The 15,946-nt window shown below is 63.8% G+C and carries 11 protein-coding genes, 1 tRNA gene and 2 pseudogenes; 13 read left to right on the forward strand and 1 reads right to left on the reverse strand.

Translation table 11 applies throughout. The features are described 5' to 3' along the window. Nucleotides 1–45: 45 nt before the first annotated feature. The 4 genes from UP09_RS30650 (at nucleotide 46) to UP09_RS30665 (ending at nucleotide 7,191) form a co-directional block, all read left to right on the forward strand. Nucleotides 46–3,174, forward strand: a complete 3,129-nt coding sequence (locus tag UP09_RS30650) for an efflux RND transporter permease subunit (protein ID WP_044542068.1) — start codon at nucleotides 46–48, stop codon at nucleotides 3,172–3,174. Further along, a complete protein-coding gene (locus UP09_RS30655) occupies nucleotides 3,171–6,308 on the forward strand; it encodes an efflux RND transporter permease subunit (protein ID WP_044542069.1) in 3,138 nt (1,045 codons plus the stop codon). The genes UP09_RS30650 and UP09_RS30655 overlap by 4 nt, the downstream gene beginning before the upstream one ends. Nucleotides 6,309–6,346: 38 nt before the next feature. Further along, nucleotides 6,347–7,063 (forward strand): tRNA-uridine aminocarboxypropyltransferase, encoded by a 717-nt coding sequence (locus tag UP09_RS30660; protein ID WP_044542070.1) that lies wholly within the window; start codon nucleotides 6,347–6,349, stop codon nucleotides 7,061–7,063. Nucleotides 7,064–7,117: 54 nt separating this feature from the next. Next, nucleotides 7,118–7,191 (forward strand) — tRNA-Cys (locus UP09_RS30665). Nucleotides 7,192–7,337: 146 nt separating this feature from the next. On the opposite strand, the gene UP09_RS30670 is transcribed toward UP09_RS30665, so the two are convergent. After that, nucleotides 7,338–7,520, reverse strand: coding sequence for a hypothetical protein (locus tag UP09_RS30670; protein ID WP_044542071.1), 183 nt, complete (start codon nucleotides 7,518–7,520; stop codon nucleotides 7,338–7,340). Between the two features lie 255 nt (nucleotides 7,521–7,775). On the opposite strand from UP09_RS30670, the gene UP09_RS30675 reads away from it, so the two are divergent. The 9 genes and pseudogenes from UP09_RS30675 (at nucleotide 7,776) to UP09_RS30710 (ending at nucleotide 15,938) form a co-directional block, all read left to right on the forward strand. Beyond that, nucleotides 7,776–8,033 (forward strand): hypothetical protein, encoded by a 258-nt coding sequence (locus tag UP09_RS30675; RefSeq protein WP_044542072.1) that lies wholly within the window; start codon nucleotides 7,776–7,778, stop codon nucleotides 8,031–8,033. A 185-nt stretch (nucleotides 8,034–8,218) separates the two neighbouring features. Then, complete coding sequence (locus tag UP09_RS30680) at nucleotides 8,219–9,118, forward strand: ABC transporter substrate-binding protein (protein ID WP_044542073.1); 900 nt, start codon at nucleotides 8,219–8,221, stop codon at nucleotides 9,116–9,118. Further along, entirely contained in the window at nucleotides 9,118–10,758 is a 1,641-nt protein-coding gene (locus tag UP09_RS30685) for an amino acid ABC transporter permease/ATP-binding protein (protein WP_044542074.1), read from the forward strand. Before UP09_RS30680 ends, UP09_RS30685 begins: the two co-directional genes overlap by 1 nt. A gap of 49 nt (nucleotides 10,759–10,807) precedes the next feature. Continuing rightward, complete coding sequence (locus UP09_RS30690; protein ID WP_044542075.1) at nucleotides 10,808–12,049, forward strand: acetamidase/formamidase family protein; 1,242 nt, start codon at nucleotides 10,808–10,810, stop codon at nucleotides 12,047–12,049. Nucleotides 12,050–12,152: 103 nt separating this feature from the next. Beyond that, nucleotides 12,153–13,179, forward strand: a pseudogene (locus tag UP09_RS39080) (helix-turn-helix domain-containing protein); the annotation flags it as partial. A gap of 68 nt (nucleotides 13,180–13,247) precedes the next feature. Further along, nucleotides 13,248–14,501, forward strand: a pseudogene (locus tag UP09_RS39085) (acetamidase/formamidase family protein); the annotation flags it as partial. A 124-nt stretch (nucleotides 14,502–14,625) separates the two neighbouring features. After that, a complete protein-coding gene (locus UP09_RS30700; RefSeq protein WP_044542077.1) occupies nucleotides 14,626–15,009 on the forward strand; it encodes a RidA family protein in 384 nt (127 codons plus the stop codon). A gap of 140 nt (nucleotides 15,010–15,149) precedes the next feature. Continuing rightward, nucleotides 15,150–15,596: a hypothetical protein gene (locus tag UP09_RS30705; RefSeq protein ID WP_044542078.1), complete on the forward strand. Its 447-nt coding sequence runs from the start codon at nucleotides 15,150–15,152 to the stop codon at nucleotides 15,594–15,596. Nucleotides 15,597–15,608: 12 nt separating this feature from the next. After that, a complete protein-coding gene (locus UP09_RS30710) occupies nucleotides 15,609–15,938 on the forward strand; it encodes a hypothetical protein (protein WP_156164854.1) in 330 nt (109 codons plus the stop codon). Nucleotides 15,939–15,946: the final 8 nt, after the last annotated feature.

Here is a 15,946-nt window from a genome sequence, read left to right on the forward strand (position 1 = left end):
AGATACCGACCTCGTAATGTCCGACTTGATAGCGAGCACGCAGCCATGAGCGTCTCCGAACCGTTCATCCGCCGGCCGATCGCGACCTCGCTGCTCGGCATCGCGCTGTTGATCGGCGGCGCGCTCGGGTATTGGGCGCTGCCGGTCTCGGCGCTGCCGCAGGTCGACTTCCCGACCGTGCAGGTGACGACCCAACTGCCTGGCGCCAGCCCGGACGTGATCGCCTCGCTGATCACGGCGCCGCTCGAGCGGCAGCTCGGCCAGATCCCGTCGCTGTCGTCGATGAATTCGACGAGCTCGTTCGGCGTCAGCCAGATCTCGCTGCAGTTCGACCTCAACCGCGATATCGACGGCGCCACGCAGGACGTCCAGGCCGCGATCAATGCGGCGGCCGGCATCCTGCCGAAGACGCTGCCGTACCCGCCGGTTTACGCCAAGGTGAACCCGGCGGACGCGCCTGTGATGACGCTGGCGCTCACCTCCGACACGATCTCACTGCGGGCGATGAGCGATCTCGCCGACACCATCCTCGGGCAAAGGCTGAGCCAGATTTCCGGCGTCGGCCGGGTCTCGATCCTCGGTGGCCTGAAGCCGGCGGTGCGCGTCCAGGCCGATCTGGCGCGGCTTGCGGCCTATGGCATCGCCATGGAGGATTTGCGCAACGCGATCGCCGGCGCCAACGTGTCGGGGCCGAAGGGATCGCTCGACGGCGCGCAGCAATCCTACACCATTGCCGCCAACGACCAGATTGCAGCGGCCGACGCCTACAAGCCGATTATCATCGCCTACCGCAACGGGTCTCCCGTGACGATCGGCGATGTCGCTGTGATCGTCGACGGATTGGAGAACGACCGCACCGGCGGTTGGTACCAGGGCTTGCCTGCCGTCATCATCGATATCCAGCGCCAGCCCGGCGCCAACGTCATCGACGTGGTCCGCCAGATCCGCGCCGAGATCCCGCGGATGCAGCGGACGATCCCGGCCGGCGTCAATTTGACCATCGTCGCCGACCGCACGGTCACGATCCGCGCCTCGGTGCATGACGTGCAGTTCACGCTGATCCTGAGCGTGGTGCTGGTGACGCTGGTGGTGCTGTTGTTCCTGCGGTCGCTACGGGCAACCCTGATCGCGGGCGTGGCACTGCCGCTGTCGCTGATCACGAGCTTCGGCATCATGTATTTCGCCGGTTTCAGCCTCGACAATCTGTCGCTGATGGCGCTGACGATCGGAACCGGCTTCGTCGTCGACGACGCCATCGTCATGATCGAGAACATCGTCCGCCATATGGAGGAGGGCGAAACGGTGATGGAGGCGTCGCTGAAGGGCGCCAGCGAAATCGGCTTCACCGTAATCTCGCTGACGGTGTCGTTGATCGCGGTCTTCATCCCGCTGCTGTTCATGTCGGGCCTGGTCGGCCGCATGTTCCGCGAGTTCGCGCTGACGCTGACGATTGCGGTGGTGACCTCTGCGGTGGTCTCGCTGACGCTGACGCCGATGATGTGCTCGCGGCTGCTCAAGAACGTCCATGAGGAGGTCGCGGTTCCGGGCCTGGCTGCGATCAGCCGCTTCATCGACCGGATGGTGGAGTTCTATCACCGGACATTGCTTCGGGTGCTGCGGCATCAGCGCGCCACGCTGCTGGTGACGTTCGCGACCATTGCGCTGACGCTGATTATGTATGTGATCGCGCCGAAGGGCTTTTTGCCGCTGCAGGACACCTCGTCGATCACGGCGGTGACCGAGGCGGGCCCCGACGTCTCGTTCGCAGAAATGCAGCAGCGGCAGACCGCGGCTTCCGACATCATCAAGGCCGATCCTGATGTGACCGGCGTCGTGTCAGTGATCGGCGCCGGATCGGTCAACCCGACCACCAATGTCGGCCGCCTGGTGATGACGCTGAAGCCGCGCGACCAGCGCCGTGACGACGTCGCGCAGGTCATCGTGCGTCTCAAGCAGAAGGTAGCGTCGATCCCCGGCATGACCGTCTACTTCCAGCCGGTGCAGGACGTGCAGATCTCGACGCAATCGAGCCGCTCGCAGTACCAGTACACGCTGACCGGAACCGATGCGGCCGACGTCTTGCAATGGTCGCGAAAGCTCGTCGCGGAGATGCGGCGCGACCCGATTTTCCGCGACGTCTCGTCGGAGGCGCAGGAGGGCGGCCTGCGCGCGGCGCTGGACATCAACCGTCAGCGCGCCGGCCAGCTCGGTGTCAGCCTGCAGGGCGTGACCGACACGCTCAACGACGCCTTTGCGCAACGACAGATATCGACCATTTACGGCCAGGCCAACCAGTACCGCGTGGTGCTCGAGGCCTTGCCGATGTACCAGCGCGATCCATCGATCCTCGACAAGCTCTATCTGCCCGGCGCGAACGGCGCTCAGGTGCCGCTGTCGGCGGTCGCGACACTGAGGCGGACGACGGCACCGCTCGCGATCTCGCACCAGGCGCAATTCCCGTCAGTCTCGCTCAGCTTCAACCTCGCGCCGGGCGAGGCGCTCGGTGATGCGGTCGAGGCCGTGAAGACGATCGAGACCCGTATCGGAATGCCCGGTAGCATCGTCGGCATCTATTCCGGCGACGCCGCCGAATTCGCAAGGTCGCTGGCCGGACAGCCCTGGCTGATCCTGGCCGCGATCATCACGATCTATATCGTGCTCGGTGTGCTCTATGAGAGTTACATCCACCCCATCACCATCCTGTCGACACTGCCCTCGGCCGGCGTCGGCGCAATCCTCGCGTTGATGCTGTGCGGGCAGGATCTTTCGGTGATCGGCCTGATCGGCATCATCCTCTTGATGGGCATCGTCAAGAAGAACGCGATCATGATGATCGACTTCGCGCTCGAGGCCGAGCGTCACAAGGGCATGTCGCCCTATGACGCGATCGTACAGGCCTGCCTGCTGCGGTTCCGTCCGATCATGATGACGACGCTGGCCGCGCTGTTCGGCGCGCTGCCACTCGCGATCGAGAGCGGCACCGGGTCCGAGCTGCGCTTCCCGCTCGGCATCTCGATCATCGGCGGCCTTCTGCTCAGCCAGTTGCTGACGCTCTACACCACGCCCGTGATCTATCTGGCGCTCGACCGGCTCAACCGCCGGATCGAGACGGCGGTGCCGGAGCCTGGCCCGCAGGGACCGCCGGTCGCAGGTGCGACCGAGGGGATGCAATGATCTCGATCTCGGAGCCCTTCATTCGCAGGCCGGTGGGCACCACGCTGCTTGCGATCGGGCTGTTCCTGATCGGGATCGTCGCCTACGAGTTCCTGCCGGTCTCCTCGGTACCCAATGTCGATTTCCCGATGATCCGGGTGTCGGCGTCCCGGCCCGGTGCTGATCCGTCGGTGATGGCTGCAACCGTCGCCGCACCGCTCGAGCGCAAGCTCGGCGAGATCGCCGGCATCGACCAGATCACCTCGACGAGCTCGCTCGGCTCGACCAGCATCCAGGTGCAATTCTCGATTGGCCGCGACATCGATCACGCCGCGCGCGACGTGCAGGCTGCGATCAACGCCTCGCTGGCCGACCTGCCGAGCGACCTGCCGTCGCTGCCGAAATTCCACAAGTCCAATCCGGCCGCAGCACCGGTTTTCGTGCTGGCGCTGACCTCCAAGACGATCTCGACCAGCGCGATGTACGACGTCGCCGACACCGTACTGGCGCAGCGGATCTCGCAGGTTCCGGGGGTGGGCGAGGTGACCGTCAGCGGCGCGGACCAGCCGGCGGTGCGCATCGCGCTCAACCCGGTCGCGCTGGCGAACGCCGGGATCGCGACCGACGACGTCCGGACCGCGATCGTCAACGCCAATCCACTCGGACCGGTCGGCATTTTCAACGGCGTCCGCCAGAGCGAGACGCTGTCGATCAACAAGCAGATGCGGACCGCGGCCGAGTTCCGCGACATCGTGATCAAGAGCTTGAACGGCAATTTCGTGCGCCTGTCCGATGTCGCCGAAGTCGAGGACTCCGTCCGCAACGCGCGCTCCATTGCCTGGTTCAACAAACAGCCCGCGGTGTTGATCCAGATCACAAAGCAGGGCGACGCCAACGTCATCGATACGGTTGACCGCGTCTGCGCGATGCTGCCCGAGTTGAAGCAATGGATTCCGGCCGGCGTCGAGATTTCCACGCTGGTGGACCGCACCAGCACGATCCGCGCCAGCGTCCAGGACATGCAGCTCACGCTGCTTGCGACCGTGGTGCTGGTGATGGTCGTGGTGTTCGTGTTCCTGCGCCGCCTGGTGCCGACAATTGCCGCCGGCGTCTCGGTCCCGCTGGCGCTGGCCGGCACCTGCGCCGGGATGTGGCTTGCCGGGTTCTCGATCGACAATCTGTCGCTGATGGCGCTGGCGATTTCCGTCGGCTTCGTGGTCGACGACGCCATCGTGATGATCGAGAACATGTATCGCAATCTCGAGCACGGCATGGCGCCGTTTCCGGCGGCGCTCGAAGGCGCCAGGCAGATCGGCTTCACCGTACTGTCGATCTCGTTGTCGCTGATCGCGGCGTTTACGCCGCTGGTCTTCATGGACGGGATCGTCGGCCGGCTGCTGCGGGAATTCTCGCTGACGCTGACCTTTGCAATCGTGGTCTCGACCGTGGTGTCGCTGACCATCACGCCGATGATCTGCGCGCATTACATCAAGGGAACGACCTCGGACCACGCGACCTGGTACGACCGCGTCATCGAAGGCACGCTGACACGGATCGTGGCATTCTACGCCTCGACACTGCGGGTCGTGCTCGGCTACCCCTTCCTGACGCTGCTGGTGTTCTTCGCCACCATCGCGCTGACGGTGACGCTCTACATCAAGACGCCGAAGGGATATTTCCCGACCGACGACAGCGGCTTCGTGATCGGCTCGACCCGCGCATCCGCCGACATCTCGTTCCAGGCGATGCTTGGGCTGCAGCAGCGGCTTGCCGACATCGTGATGGCCGATCCCGCGGTCGCCGGCATCGGCTCCTCGGTCGGCGGCGGCACGACCAACCGCGGCACAATGTTCATCAGCCTCAAGCCGCCGGAGGAGCGGGCAGGTCTGGCGACCGCACTGGTGATCGATCGGCTGCGGCGCAACCTCTCCATGGTGCCGGGCATCCGCCTGTTCATGTTCGCAGCGCAAGACATCCGGACCGGCGGCCGGCAGAGCGATTCCGACTACCAGTACACGCTGTCCTCGACGGATCTCGACCTGTTGCAGAAATGGGCGCCGCTCGTGTCCAAGCGCATGGAGACGGTGGAGGGCATCACCGATGTGTCGTCGGACCGCGATCCGGGCGGCCTGCAGCTCAATCTCGTGATCGACCGCAAGACCGCATCGAGCCTCGGCGTCCGGGTGCAGGATATCGACAATGCGCTCAACAATGCGTTCTCGCAGCGGCAGATCTCGATCATCTACACCCAGCGCAACCAGTACATGGTGGTGCTGGAGATCGATCCGAGATTCCAGAGTGATCCGTCGAACTTGGAGCGCATCTTCGTCGCCGGCGCCAACGACGTGCAGGTGCCACTGTCGGCTGTGGTGCACGCCCAGCGGGGGCTATCGGCGCTGGCGGTCTATCACTCCGGTGGATTCCCCTCGACCACGGTGTCGTTCAACCTGCTGCCGGACGTGCCGCTGGAGATCGCGACCACCAACATCCAGCAGGCGGTCAACGAGCTGCACATGCCGGAGGGCATTCGCGGCAGCTTCGACGGCAATGCCGGCGACTTCAACAAGACCAGCGGACGGCAGCCGCTGCTGATCCTCGGCGCGCTGATCGCGATGTATATCGTGCTCGGCGTGCTCTATGAGAGCCTGTTGCATCCGATCACGATCATCTCGACGCTGCCATCGGCCGGCCTCGGCGCGCTCTTGGCTCTCCAGATCACCAACACGCCGCTGACGGTCATCGCTTTCATCGGAATCATCCTGCTGATCGGCATCGTCAAGAAGAACGGCATCATGATGGTCGACTTCGCGCTGGAAGCCGAGCGCCATCAGGGCCTGTCGTCGCAGGAGGCGATCTTCGAGGCCTGCCAGGCCCGCTTCCGGCCGATCCTGATGACGACGATGGCCGCGCTGTTCGCCGGCATCCCGCTGGTGATCGCCACGGGGCCGGGCACCGAACTGCGTCGGCCGCTCGGCATCACCATCATCGGCGGCCTGTTCGTCTCGCAGATTCTCACCCTCTACACGACGCCGGTGATCTATCTGCTGATCGACCGGTTTAAGGACTTACCGGCGCGACAGCGGCTGAGCTGGCTCAGCGCCGCAGTCGGACTGATCGGGCTGGTGTCCGGCATTGTCAGGCTGGTCCTGCATTGATGTTGCGGGCGAGGCCATCCACGGCGTATAGCCGTTGAATGTCAGAGCTAGCTAACGAGACGGACCAGTTGGCGGAGTGCCCGCATTGCGGCAAGCCGCTGCCGCTGTGCATCTGCGACAGCGTCACGCCGATCGAGAGCCGCATCTCGCTCCTGATCCTGCAGCATCCGCAGGAGCAGGACAGGGCGCTCGGCACCGCTCGGCTGGCGGCGCGGCATTTCAAGACAGCAGTGGTCAAGATCGGCCTGTCGTGGCCGAGCCTGGCAAAGGCGCTCGGTCGGCCAGTGGCCGATCCCTCGCGCTGGGCGGTGCTCTACCTCGGTTCTGCCAAGGTCGAGGACCTCGATACCGATGCGGAGATCGTCGCCATCAACCGCAAGGGGGAGGTCGAGCCCGGCCAGCGCAGTATCCTCTCCGACATCAAGGGCATCGTGCTGCTCGACGGCACCTGGAGCCAGGCCAAGGCGCTGTGGTGGCGCAATGCCTGGATGCTGAAGTGTCAGCGGGTGATTCTCGGGCCGAAGCGGCCCTCGCGCTACGGCAATCTGCGCAAGGAACCGCGTCGCGACGGTCTGTCCACGATCGAGTCGGCGGCAATGTTGCTGGCGGGGATCGAGAAGCGGCCGGATATCGCTGAGACGTTGATCGGCAGTTTTGAGCGGATGTTGGCCAGATTTCGCGAGGTCCAGGCGAAAATGCCGGAGCTGGCGCCGAAACCGAAGAAGAAGGATTACCGCCGACGCCGAAAGGGTTAACGCTCCGCCTTGGTTGCCTATCGGAGAGAGGCCGTATATGAGTGCGGCCCGTGGGGCCACGTGGCGGAGTGGTTACGCAACGGTCTGCAAAACCGTGTACACCGGTTCAATTCCGGTCGTGGCCTCCACTTGTCTCATCAACGACTTGCAGCGAATAGATGAGAAGCTGCCTTAGAGCGTTTTCGAGCGAAGTGGACACCGGTTCGCGTGAAGAAAACGCGTCAAAACAAGAATCTAGAGCTTCGGTTCTGATTCAATCAGAACCGAAAATGCTCTAGCAGGCAGCGTACCAGCCTTCAGGAAACGGGACCAGCGGCCAGGGCGCGCGGTTGTCGTTCGCAGCACGCGGCGGCGGCTGGATGCGGGGCAATGGCTTGACCAAAAAAACCTCCTCGGAAACGGGCGCGACGGCCGTTCGCACGGCGTCCAACAACAGATCAAATTCGACTTCGCTCATCGCGCTCTCCGGGGTTCGAGAGCGCCATCGTTGCAAAACTGTCTTGTGTCTGGATTGAGCCGATCGTTCGAATTTTAGCTAAAGAACGCCGACGCCCGGCCCCGGTTAATGATTTGCTGCTGACCCCACCTGGAACTTAAATCCGGCTGCCCGGATCTCGTGTGAGAAAAATCACATTCTACAAAAAACGGCTCGCGTAATTCCCTGACATGCCGCGTGCGGCAAGCATCGGAATGATTTTAGGGAGACGCGATCATGAACGCAAGCTTCGTGCAGATACCGGAGGTCAAGCGCCGTGCCGGTCGCGCATCAGCTCTCGGTCTTGTCCTCACATTGTTCGCGAGCGAGGCGGCCCTGGCTGAGCCCGGCACTCCCGAGCAGCGCAAGGCCTGCACGCCCGACGTCTATCGCCTCTGTGCCGGCGAAATCCCCAATGCCCGCGCCATCACCGCGTGTCTTCGCCGGCAGAAGGCGAGTTTGAGCCCGGCCTGTGCGGCGATATTCGAGCAGTGAGGGCTTGCCCAGAGAATGGTCTGGGTCACGAATGAATCTTGAGCAGGCCTGCCCAATTCGCAGGCCTTGCTGATCCAATTTTTTGTACGTCCCAGGACAAGCTTTCCCAGCTCGGTTCCCCGTAGCCTTTCCCTCGGGTTTTGGAACATGGCCCTCGCCATGACAAATTCGAAGGAACTGGCAACATGCAAAAATGGCTTTGTACGGAAGCACGGCGCGCGTCAGGTTCATTGCGCCTGGCGGTGCTGGGCGCAATCGTCGCCGCTGGATTCCTGGCACCGGTCGGCGCGCAGGCTGCGCCTGCCGCATGCGCTGCCTTGCAGGAGAAGTACCCGGACTGGAAAGGCAAGACGCTGGTCAACGCCATCAACCCGCACACACCGGGTTATGAAGCGATCGATCCGAAGGATCCCAGCAAATATGTCGGCTTCGACATCGATCTCGGCGAAGAGATCGGCGAGTGTCTCGGTTTCAAGCTGACCTACAAGGCGGTGACCTTCGCAGCACTGCTCACCACGCTGGCGAGCGGGCAGGCCGACATTGTCATCTCCGACATTTATGCGACCGAAGAGCGGGCCAAGGCCGGCGACTTCATCACCTATTCGAAGGTGTTCGACGGTGTGCTGGTTGCCAAGGGCAATCCGAAGAAGATTACCGGCATCAACACCTCGCTATGCGGCGCGGCTGCGGCGGAAAATACCGGCTATGTCGAAGTGCCGCTGGTGCAGGCGCTGATCCCGGAGTGCAAGGCTGCCGGTAAACCCGAGCCGACGCTGCAGCTCTATGACAACAACGCCAACTGTATCCAGGCGATCCTCGCCGGACGTGCCGACACCTACGTCAACGACGTCAACACGGTCGATAACGCCGTAAAGGCCTATCCGGACAAGCTGGAGAAGGCGATCGCGGTGACGATTCCCTATTCGGTCGGCATCGCCGTGCCGAAAGACAAGCCGAAATTCCGCGAAGCCGTGCTGGCCGTGATGATGGAGATCTACAAGTCCGGCGATCAGGCGGCGCTGCTCAAGAAGTGGGAGCTCGACCCGAACAACCTCAAGGAACCGGGTCTTCTGACGGTTAATTGATGTCGCTGTTCGCGCACTATCTCAGCCTGCCGTATCTGCTCGAGGGCATCGAGGTCACGCTTCAGGTGACCATCCTCGGGCTGTTCGGCGGGCTGATCCTCGGGTTGATCCTCGCATGGATGCAGCTCGGCCGCTTCTGGTGGCTTTCGGCATTCGCGCGGGGCTACACCGTGATCTTCCGCGGCACGCCGCTGATCCTGCAGATGGTGTTTGCCTACGACGCGCTGCCGCACATCGGCATCAAGCTGCCGGCGATCCTCGCCGCCGGTCTCGCGCTTGCCTGCAATGAGGCGCCGTTTATCGCCGAAATGCTGCGCTCCGGCGTGCTCGGCGTCGATCGCGGACAGGTGTCGGCCGGTCAGGCCCTTGGCATGACGCCGGCGGTGCTGATGCGGCGGGTGATTGCGCCGCAGGCGATCCGCACCATGATCCCGGCGTTCGGCAACGAGACCGTCAGCGCGCTGAAGAATTCCTCGCTCGCCTCGGTGATCGCGGTGCAGGAATTGACGTTGCGCAGCACGCAGCTTGCGTCGTCGACCTTCGACTTCTTCTCGATCTTCTTCGCTTCAGGCCTGCTGTATCTCGTGCTGACCGGCGCCGTCAGCGTGATCCAGCTGGCGCTGGAATGGACGCTCGATCTCGACCGCACCTCGCGCCAGCGCAAGCTTGCCGACTATCTGCCTTTCTATTTACCTTGGCGTCGCGCTGACCTCGCCACCAAGCTCGCCCTGGCCGACAACGCCGCGCCCGCCGTCGACGTCGCGGCCGCGATGCAGCCGGATATTCCGCTGCCGCCGGCGCGAGCCCTGACGCGGGAGGATCGCGCGAAGCGGGCCGCGACCATTGCGCGCAATAACATTGCGGTCGAGGTCAAGGATTTGCGTAAGTCCTATGGCACGCAGGCCGTGCTCGGTGGTCTCGACATGACGGTGCGCGTCGGCGAGGTCGTGGCGCTGCTCGGGCCCAGCGGCTCCGGAAAAAGCACGCTGCTTCGCTGCATCAATCATCTGGAGGAGTGGGACGCCGGCACCGTTCGTGTCGGCGGCCGCCGTCTCGGTTTCTCCGACCACGGCAAGGCGTTGACGCCGCGCGCGGTTGCCAATGAGCGCGCCAGCGTCGGCGTCGGGATGGTGTTTCAGCAGTTCAACCTGTTCAGCCATTTGACGGCGAAGGAGAACGTCGCGGGTCCGCTGCGCTGGGTGCACGGCATGACAGGGATCGATGCCGACCGCCGGGCCCGCGAACTGCTCGATCGGGTCGGCCTGAGCCATCGCGCGGATGCGTTGCCGCGCCATCTGTCCGGCGGCCAGCAGCAGCGGGTGGCGATCGCGCGTGCGCTCGCGCCAAACCCCAGCGTGCTGCTGCTGGACGAGCCGACCTCGGCGCTCGATCCCGAACTCGTCAATGAGGTGCTCGAGGTGATCCGGCGGCTCGCTGTCGACGACGGGCTCACCATGATCATCTCGACCCACCAGATCCGTTTCGCCGACGAGGTCGCCGACCGCGTCGCCTTCCTCAGTGGCGGCGCGATCCTGGAGGAGGGACCGGCGCATGAGGTGCTCTCCAACCCGCGCAACCCCGTCACGGCGCGTTTCCTCAGCGTGATGGACGCCGAGAAAACACCGGAGACGGTGCGATGAATTCGACAGGGACCAACCAAACCTTCCGACTGCTCGAAGAGGCACTTGCATGAAGCACTTCAACCTGCCGGTTTCACCGGCGACCGTCCACTGGGGCTATTTCAGCAAGAAAGTGCAGCCTGCGGTGACGCTGCGCTCGGGCGACCGCGCCACGATCGAAACGCTGACCCATCACGCCAACGACGACTACGAGCGCATGATTGCCAATGATCCCGGCGCCGAAAGCGTGTTTCACTGGACCCGCGAGCACAAGGCCGTCGCGCGCCGCGGCTCGGGCCCGACCGAGGGACCGTTCATTCGCGGTTCCGGCGAAGGCATCGGCGTGCACTTGCTGACCGGTCCGGTCGCGATCGAGAATGCCGAGCCGGGCGATGTCCTCGAGGTGCGTATCCTCGACATCAGGCCACGGCCGAGCTGCAGTGCCTGCCACGCCGGCCGCTGCTTCGGCTCCAATGCCGCCGCGAACTGGGGCTTCCACTATCACGACCTGATCGAGGAGCCGAAGCCGCGCGAGGTCATCACCATCTTCGAGCTCGACACCTCGGGCGAACCGTTCGCCAGGGCCGTCTACAACTATGTCTGGACGCCGCAGACCGACCCTGATGGCATCGTGCATGCGACCATCGATTATCCCGGCGTGCGGGTCGATCACGGCACGATCAAGAAGCGCGAGAACATCCTGACCGGCGTCAAGGTGCCGGCGCGGCTGCATTTCGGCACCATGGGACTGGCGCCGTCGGAGGCTGATTTCGTCAGCTCGATTCCGCCGAGCTACACCGGCGGCAATATCGACGACTGGCGGATCGGGAAGGGCGCGCGGATGTATTATCCGGTCGCCGTGCCGGGAGCGTTCTTCTCGGTCGGCGACCCCCACGCCGCCCAGGGCGACAGCGAGCTCGGCGGCACCGCAATCGAGACCTCGCTGACCGGCGATTTCGAATTCATCCTGCACAAGAAGAACGACCTCGGCGGCACCAGCCTCGAAGGACTGACCCACCCGATGCTCGAAACCGAGCAGGCCTGGTCGGTCTACGGATTCACCTATCCGAACTATCTCGCGGAGCTTGGTGCGAACGCACAGACCGAGATCGCCAGCCATTCAAGCCTCGACCGCGCCATGCGCGACGCGTTCCGCAAGTTGCGCCGGTTCCTGATGACGGTGCATCGCCTGAGCGAAGACGAGGCGATCTCGTTGATGTCGGTGGGCGCCGATTTCGGCGTCACCCAGGTCGTGGATGCCAATTGGGGCGTTCACGGCACGATCCGGAAGAACGTCTTCCGATGCGACTGAGACATTGAACGTTTTGGCGTCGATTTGACGCCGCCATTTCGGCGGAGGAACAGGCTTGTCTGGCACGCGGGTTGCTTCGATCAGTCCCGATTGGGGCGATGCGATGAACTTCCGTCCGTTTACGAGTGAATCCTATACACAAGACGACCGCCCGGAGGCGTGGCGGGACGTGCTGGGCACGGTCGGCCTGCAGCCGGCCTCTGCCGGGACCTCCTATGACGGTCATGCCACCGCCTTGCACCGCAGCGCGCCCGGGATTGCGCTGACCCGGATCGCGGCGGGGTCGCAGACCGTCGCTCCCTTGCCGCAAGGCGCCGACGGCCTGCCGATCGCGGTGCTGCCGATCGACGACGGCGTCATCCTGCGGCATGGCGGCAGCCACCGGATCGTGCCGGTTGGGCATCTCCTGCTGTTGCCGAGGTGCGGCGATTGCAGCGTCGTGTTCCAGCGCGACATGCGGGCCATCGTGCTGTCGGTGACGCCGGACGCGCTGCACGGCCGGATTCCCGGCAAGCTGCGGTTTGGCGAGGCGCGTGTGGTCGCGCCAGGCGGGCTGGCGGACATCTTTTCGCGGATGCTGGATGCGACGGCGCGCACATTGGAGATGCTCGGCGACGTCGAATGGGCAACTGTGGCGCAGGCGATGGCTGACCTGTTGCTGACCATCGCGCATCAACTCGCGGACACTGCTCCCGACGGCCGCCATACCGCGTCGCAGGCCGCGATCCTGCACCGGATTTGCCAGGCCATCGAACGCCGGCTCGAGGATCCCGACCTTGCACCGGCTGCTGTCGCGCAGGCCGAAGGCATTTCCGAACGCTATCTGCAAAAGCTGTTCGAAGGTGTCGGCGACAATTTCACTCATTATGTGCGCGAGCGCCGATTGCAGCGCGCCTGGGCCGACCTGTCCAATCCGGCGCAAGCGCATCGGTCGATCTCCGAGATCGCCTATCGCTACGGCTTTGCCGATTCCGCGCATTTCAGCCGCACGTTTCGTCATCGCTTCGGCCTGCCGCCCCGCGAATTCCGGCAGCAGGAGGCCGAGCGCGCCGCGCCGGCGTCGATGCCGGCCGGACAACGCGGCTGGCCGCAGGATGCGCTGGCGCAGCTGCGCGTGCATCAGCCGGCGGCCACGGCGAAGCGAGCCGCGCTGGTTTCCAGGACCGATGCTGCTGACGATGCCGATCACGTCGCGCCAACGCACCACCATATCGCGGTCGAGGCGTCGCGGGTGCATTGGGGCTATTTCAGCCGGACGCTGTCGCCGCAGGCCGAGATCGGTTCGGGCGACACGATCACCATCGAGACGCTGACGCAGCATGCCTCCGACGATCCGGACCGCATGATCTCAGGCGATTCCGGTGCCGAAAGCGTGTTCGGCTGGACCGGTGCGCGGAAGAATGTCGACCGGCGTGGCGCAGGGCCGATGGATGCGTCGGTGTTCGGGCGTGGCGCGGGCGAGGGGTTCGGCGTGCACATTTGTACAGGCCCGATCGCGATCAGGGATGCGCAGCCCGGCGACGTCCTCGAGGTGCGCATCCTCGACATCGTGCCGCGGCCAAGCCGCAATCCGCAGTTCGAGGGCCGCGTGTTCGGCTCCAGCGTCGCGGCCTGGTGGGGCTATCACTACAACGAATTTCTCGCCGGTCCGAAGCCGCGCGAAGTTGTGACGATCTACGAAATCTTAGCAGGCACCGATCGCGATGATGATGCCGCGCCGCATGCCCGCGCGCTCTATTCCTATCGCTGGGAGCCGCAGACCGATCCGTTCGGCGTGGTGCATGCCACCTATGATTATCCCGGCGTTCCCGTCGCGCCCGGCAGCGTCAAGCGCCGCCATGCGGTGCTTGACGGCATCCGTATTCCGCTGCGCCCGCATTTCGGCGTGATTGCGGTGGCGCCGCGCGAGGTCGACTTGGTCGACTCGGTGCCGCCGTCCTATTTCGGCGGCAATCTCGACAATTGGCGGCTCGGCAAGGGCTCGACCGTCTATCTGCCCGTGTCCGTGCCGGGCGCGCTGCTTTCGGTCGGCGATCCCCATGCAGTGCAAGGCGACGGCGAACTCTCAGGCACCGCGATCGAGTGCTCGATGACGGGGACGTTCCAGGTGATCCTGCACAAGAAGGGCAGCCATACTGGACAGCCCTATGCCGATCTCAGCTATCCCCTGATCGAGACCGAGACGGACTGGGTGCTGACCGGCTTCAGCCATCCGAACTATCTCGCCGAGTTCGGTGCGCAGGGCCAGAGTGAGGTCTATGCGACGTCCTCGCTCGATCTGGCGATGAAGGATGCGTTCCGGAAGATGCGCCGCTTCCTGATGAGCGTCAAAGGCCTGAGCGAGGACGAGGCGATCGCGTTGATGTCCGCCGCGGTTGACTTCGGCGTCACCCAGGTGGTCGATGGCAATTGGGGCGTGCACGCCATTCTGAGCAAACGGCTGTTCGACTAAAGCGTTTTCGAGCGAAGTGGATACCGGTTCGCGCTGGGAAAACGCGTGAAACAAGAATTTGGGCCCTGTTCCGATGGAATCGGAACAGGGCTCTTGGGCTGATCGCGCAAAGCGGAGATCGACAGTGAAATTCCACATGATTGCCGGCGGACCGAAGCCGGTCGCGCCCTTCAGCCATGCCGTGGAGACGGACGGTTTCGTGTTCGTCACCGGTCAAATGCCGGATACGCCGTCGGCGCCCGGCGTGCTGCCGGATGGGATCGTCGCGCAGACCAGGGCCGTGATGGAGAATTTGCGGGTCGTGCTCGCGGGCCTGGATCTCGGCCTGGAGCATATCGTGATGTCGCGGATTTATCTGACGCGCTTCAAGGAAGACTATGCCGCGATGAACGAGACCTACCGGAGCCTCTTTCCGCCGGATCGGCTGCCGGCGCGAACCTGCGTCGGCGTCACCGGGCTCGCCTATGACGCGCTGATCGAAATCGATCTGGTGTGCCGCCGGCCGTGACGGGCGCGCCGTCGCCACTATATCAGCCTAAAGTAGAGTGAGTTTGTGCGGTTGAGCCTACGCGACAAGCGCGAACGAGGCCTTGAAACGTAACTTGTTAACCATACCTGAATTGGAGTTCACGTTCAGGTAGAGCTAAGATGCAGAGCTTCGTCCTCCATGACCTCCCGTTTCTGCTCCTCCTGGCTTCGCTGGCATTTGCCGGGATAGCCTGGGTGCAGATCGGCGGTTGGTTGAAGAGGGCGGCAAACCTATCGCTGCTCTTCACCCTGTGGCTGGGATTCTACATTGTTCAATATTTGGCCGGAGTGACGCTGAGCGATTACATGCTCCAGACGGTTGGACGTGGCTTCTGCAAGTTGGTCGCGGTTGAGCGGTGTGCAACACGACAAGCGGAGGAGGAGGACAGGCTTCAGCGGCAGCTGAAGTTCTATCACGATGCTGCTGGTCAAGAGGCCGCGCGACAGGTTCAAGCCGAGTTAGAACGCCGCGCCAAGATTGAAGAAGCCGACAAGCTCAAGGCTCAAGTCGAAAAACCGGCGGAGAAGCCGATTGGCGAGAAGGCTCCGACCGATCCCGTTGGTTAAACTCCGGATCTGTTGCCGGCGGTCGTCGTCCCCGCACCAAGTTTGGTTCTCAATGTCGCGCGGTTCGGCGCGCGCCATGTGCTCGCCGCCGGCCAGAGCTATCGCCTCGTGGCCGCCTCCTTTTATACAACTACCATGCGGGTGCGTCGCGGTTCGCTTACCCTGATAAAGGACGGAAAATCGGAGTTTGACTGCGTCGCAGGAGCGTCATTCAGGATATTTACCCGTGGCTGGTCGTCGTTTGTGCTGGAAGCGGCGGAGGATAATACAGTCGTCGAGGTGGCCGCACTCGAGTATGGCGACCAGATATCGCCCAAGCCGTTCCCGTTCGAAGTACAGTAGCTGTACAA

The organism is Bradyrhizobium sp. LTSP885, assembly GCF_000938305.1.
GTDB lineage: Bacteria > Pseudomonadota > Alphaproteobacteria > Rhizobiales > Xanthobacteraceae > Bradyrhizobium.

Bases quoted from the DNA above. Each gene is read 5' to 3' on its own strand.
- UP09_RS30650 (WP_044542068.1), top strand. From the start codon at position 46: ATGAGCGTCTCCGAACCGTTCATCCGCCGGCCGATCGCGACCTCGCTG.
- UP09_RS30655 (WP_044542069.1), top strand. From the start codon at position 3,171: ATGATCTCGATCTCGGAGCCCTTCATTCGCAGGCCGGTGGGCACCACG.
- UP09_RS30660 (WP_044542070.1), top strand. From the start codon at position 6,347: ATGTCAGAGCTAGCTAACGAGACGGACCAGTTGGCGGAGTGCCCGCAT.
- UP09_RS30670 (WP_044542071.1), bottom strand. From the start codon at position 7,520: ATGAGCGAAGTCGAATTTGATCTGTTGTTGGACGCCGTGCGAACGGCC.
- UP09_RS30675 (WP_044542072.1), top strand. From the start codon at position 7,776: ATGAACGCAAGCTTCGTGCAGATACCGGAGGTCAAGCGCCGTGCCGGT.
- UP09_RS30680 (WP_044542073.1), top strand. From the start codon at position 8,219: ATGCAAAAATGGCTTTGTACGGAAGCACGGCGCGCGTCAGGTTCATTG.
- UP09_RS30685 (WP_044542074.1), top strand. From the start codon at position 9,118: ATGTCGCTGTTCGCGCACTATCTCAGCCTGCCGTATCTGCTCGAGGGC.
- UP09_RS30690 (WP_044542075.1), top strand. From the start codon at position 10,808: ATGAAGCACTTCAACCTGCCGGTTTCACCGGCGACCGTCCACTGGGGC.
- UP09_RS30705 (WP_044542078.1), top strand. From the start codon at position 15,150: ATGCAGAGCTTCGTCCTCCATGACCTCCCGTTTCTGCTCCTCCTGGCT.